Below are 1802 nucleotides of genomic sequence, written 5' to 3' on the forward strand. Positions count from 1 at the left end.
TTTTGTTACCTCTGTGGAAAAAATCCTGAAAGAATTTGGAGAAAACTATGTAATTAATTTTGTCTAGCTACTTAGTCATCAGTCAGTCGATTAGAGATTTTAGAGGGGGGCGAGACTTTGGCGACTCGACGATTTTAGATTTACTTCACAGATGAATCTGGGATGTTGAACTCGGATCAAACATTTTGATCTCTCTAGGACAGGAATCGGGGGCTTCTATGGTTTTTTTGGGCGAAGTCATCTTTCATAAGTCATTAGCTATTAGTCATTAGCTATTAGTCATTAGCTATTAGTCATTTTGGAGAGTGCCAACGGTATCAAAACCCAGTTTTTTGGGTCTCCTGTACGTAACTCCTGAAATTATTAGTCTGTGTAAGTGTATTTTTGTATCCGTATTTTTGCGCTGAGGTTTAGAGGCTGACTAATTGCCAACAACTACCCAAAAAATTAGCCCTAAAAAACGTATATACACTTATGTGTAAAGTTATTGTAAAGGCCCTAGACATTGATACTTATATAATGTAAAAATGAAGTTGTGCATTGGATCAGGTTTGTATCTTCCAGGAAAAACTTATGATAATTACTCACAAAATTGCTGGCTTAACAGCTACATTAACTACTGCTCTGAGTTTGTTGGCAGCGCCAGCAATGGCATTTTCGGTAGGGGCAACTAATAACACTGAGACTTTAAAAAATAATTTATTGGGGACTAATACAGCCGGGTTGAGTAATTTCTCTGTTTCAATTACGGGTAATTCGGCTGCTTTTGGTACTTTCACTAATGACCCCTTCGGTTTGACATCAGGTGTTGTTCTGAGCACTGGTAGAGTCACCGATATACCGGGTCAGAATCGGAAAGATAACTTCACGACACAGGACAGCGATTTAAGCACGGATTTTGGTGCTAAGGGTGAACAAGGGGATCTGACTCAGCTAAACCTCAGCTTTTTTGCTAATAGTACGGTTGAAAAATTGTTCTTTCAATATGTATTTGCTTCTGAGGAGTTTCCTGAGTTCGGCGGTTCTAAATATAATGACGATTTTGAACTGCTGTTGAACGGCACTAATTTGGCAAAATTGAGCGACGGAAAAAGAGTTACGATTAATAATCTTGTTCCAGATCCATATAATCGCTCTAAAGATCACCCCGACTATATTAACAACCCAAGTTTGACAGGTATTGCTGCTAACATCGTTAAGCTGGACGGTTTTACTAAAGTTTTAGATTTTGAGGGTTTGCTCAAGCAAAATCAGACGAATGTTCTTAGTATCCGCATTAAAGATGTGGGCGATGGCAAGTTAGATTCTGCTGTATTTATTCAAGGCGGTTCTGTGGGGACGGTTCAACCTGAACCGGTTCCAGAACCGATGACTGTGGGGGGTTTAATGGCGGGAGGCGCTATGCTGGCTGCTGGACGAAAGTTACGCAATCGCCGTGGCGGAAGTAATTAATAAGTAGTTAAGCAAAATTAATTACATAATTATCTCCAAATTCTTTAAGAATTGTTTCTACAGATGAAACAAGAGATTGCCAGCTAGAGTAGGCATCTATTTCGAGTCATTGGTATTTGATAAACCGCCACAAAATCTCAATTAAATTCAATTCAGGTGAATAAGTAGGTAATTCAAATATAGTTAAACCGCGTTCTTTCCATTCTTCAATTTTCTCGAAAATCAGGGTAAGCGCAGCTAATTTGGTAAGCTGTTGTGCCTTTAAATAGGGTATCATAAGTAGCTAGACAAAATTAATTACATAGTTTTCTCCAAATTCTTTCAGGATTTTTTCCACAGAGGTAACAAAA

General features: G+C 38.5%; 1 protein-coding gene and 1 pseudogene. One reads left to right on the forward strand and one right to left on the reverse strand.

The features are described 5' to 3' along the window. Positions 1 to 573 precede the first annotated feature (573 nt). Positions 574 to 1452 (forward strand): choice-of-anchor L family PEP-CTERM protein, encoded by an 879-nt coding sequence (locus QUA24_RS27155; protein WP_333233523.1) that lies wholly within the window; start codon positions 574 to 576, stop codon positions 1450 to 1452. A 7-nt stretch (positions 1453 to 1459) separates the two neighbouring features. Here the strand turns inward: QUA24_RS27155 and QUA24_RS27160 are convergent. Then, a pseudogene (locus QUA24_RS27160) lies at positions 1460 to 1675 on the reverse strand (transposase); the annotation flags it as partial. Between the last annotated feature and the right edge of the window lie 127 nt (positions 1676 to 1802).

This window comes from Microcoleus sp. Pol12B5 (genome assembly GCF_036701335.1).
GTDB lineage: Bacteria > Cyanobacteriota > Cyanobacteriia > Cyanobacteriales > Microcoleaceae > Microcoleus.